The organism is Muriicola sp. (assembly GCF_041567615.1).
GTDB lineage: Bacteria > Bacteroidota > Bacteroidia > Flavobacteriales > Flavobacteriaceae > Muriicola.
The window spans coordinates 1-1,846 of sequence record NZ_JBFGBM010000273.1; the positions used below are offsets into that span (position 1 = coordinate 1).

Consider the following 1,846-nt stretch of genomic DNA (forward strand, 5'->3'; position numbering starts at 1 on the left):
CGAACCTGGAATACTGAGCGAACTGGAAGAAGAATACAGCCGGAAGTTTATACCTGGCATGGATCCCTATCAACTCCTTGAAATTGTCATAAGGGTCAGGCTTGAACTTCAACAGCACAGCCATCCGCTGAGAGACCCTTCTGAACCTGAGGGAAAACAGATCCAGCAGCAACCCTATGCCACTTCGAAAAAATCCCCTGTGTGCAAAACTGTGGGAGACCGAGACATCGATCACGGACGTGTATCGCACAGGCTTCGGCGCTGCGACAAGGGAAGGAAACCTCTCCCTTAGCAGGTGCAGCATCTTTTGGACCCAGAGATCCACCACGGGTTTTTTTAAAAAATCCTGTTCATAAGCCAGACTTTCCTTTAGGGGGAATCGTCCCACCAGGTCCTTCACATGGGGAAAATACTCCTCGTAACGAGAAAGGAGATAAAAGCTGGCCGCAAAGATGTCGAACGGAAGGTTGCTGCGCTCTCCCGCGGGAAAGAAACAGGGAATGTCGTCCCATTTCCCCATGGAGAGACTCATATTCCTGATGCCCTGTTCAAATAAAAGGCTATGGCTTCTGACAAAAAATTCGTTCTGCAGCGGTTGTTTGGTGTAAGTGATCTTTGGCCCTGTATGTCTAATGAAATCTTCCACCTTTGTGGTAAAGCCCACCTCTATCTGCAGCATACGGGTAAATATCTGCTTCATGATGTAGCTGAATCTGGGGGTAATCTTATGGGTATAGATCAACAGCATGTCAAATGAGGTGTTGGTCAGCAAAACTAAAAAAGGCCTTTTCCGTGACGATCAGGTGATCGAGGACCTTTATATCCAGGGTCTCAGCGGCCTTCTTTAATTTCATTGTGATCGCCTTATCTGCTTCACTGGGTTTCAGGGCTCCTGAGGGATGGTTATGGGCCAGGATGACAGCTACCGCACCCAGCTCCAGTGCCTCCCTAAGTACAAGCCTGATATCTACGAGGGTTCCTGTGATCCCTCCTTTGCTCAACTGGGATTTGTGAATGACCTTATTGGCATTGTTGAGGTACAGGATCCAAAACTCTTCATGCTGTAATTCAGACAACACAGGTTCCAGTACGGCAAAGGCATCCGCACTGCCCGAAATACACTTGAGATCTGTGACTGCTTCTTCCCTTCTCCTTCTGCCGATCTCGAGGGCAGCTGCTATAGTGACCGCCTTTGCTTCCCCTATCCCTTTGAATTTCATGAGTTTTGCAATAGACATCCTTCCGAGCAGGGTAAGGCTGTCATCCGACTTTTTTAGTATTTTCCTGGCCAGGCTCAGGGCGGTATCCTCCCTGCTGCCGGACCCGATCAGGATGGCGAGGAGTTCTGCATCAGAGAGGCCTCCCCTACCCTTTACTATTAATTTTCTCCTGGGTTTGTCATCATCGGCCCAGGTTTTTATGGAGAAAGACGCCGGGTTTTTTTCCATGGTTAAAGATAAACAACTAATATTGTTAAAGTAGTTATTGCACTGCAATTAAAAAGCATCCATGAAATCTTTGTTTGAAGAAGAAGCGTTTCAGGAGATCCAGAGAAGGGTTGGCGAACTGAAATCGACCCAAATAAGCCTGTGGGGCAAAATGAATGTAGGCCAGATGGTCTGGCATTGCCAGGTTCCCCTGAAAGTAGCTATCAAGAACAAACCGACAAAGAAAAAAGGTTCCCTCTTTTTTCGCTTGTTTTACAAGAAATCGCTCTACAACGATACCCCCTGGCGCAAAAACCTCCCGACATCCCGTTTTGCCAGGGCCACCGAGGACAAGGATTTTACGGTAGAGCGGTATAAACTGTTAGATCTGATCGCACAATTCCACGAATTGAGAACTC

Annotated in this window: 2 protein-coding genes and 1 pseudogene; 1 reads left to right on the plus strand and 2 read right to left on the minus strand. The window is 47.7% G+C overall.

Translation table 11 applies throughout. The features are described 5' to 3' along the window. Positions 1 to 700: pseudogene (locus ABYP73_RS12985) on the minus strand (hypothetical protein); the annotation flags it as partial. Between the two features lie 49 nt (positions 701 to 749). Then, positions 750 to 1,448: a DNA repair protein RadC gene (gene radC / locus ABYP73_RS12990; protein WP_372974619.1), complete on the minus strand. Its 699-nt coding sequence runs from the start codon at positions 1,446 to 1,448 to the stop codon at positions 750 to 752. A gap of 61 nt (positions 1,449 to 1,509) precedes the next feature. Here radC and ABYP73_RS12995 point away from each other — a divergent pair. Continuing rightward, positions 1,510 to 1,846: hypothetical protein (locus ABYP73_RS12995; RefSeq protein ID WP_372974620.1), on the plus strand; the 337-nt coding region annotated here is incomplete at its 3' end.

Coding starts and splice junctions, on each gene's coding strand:
- radC (WP_372974619.1), bottom strand. CDS start 1,448: ATGGAAAAAAACCCGGCGTCTTTCTCCATAAAAACCTGGGCCGATGAT.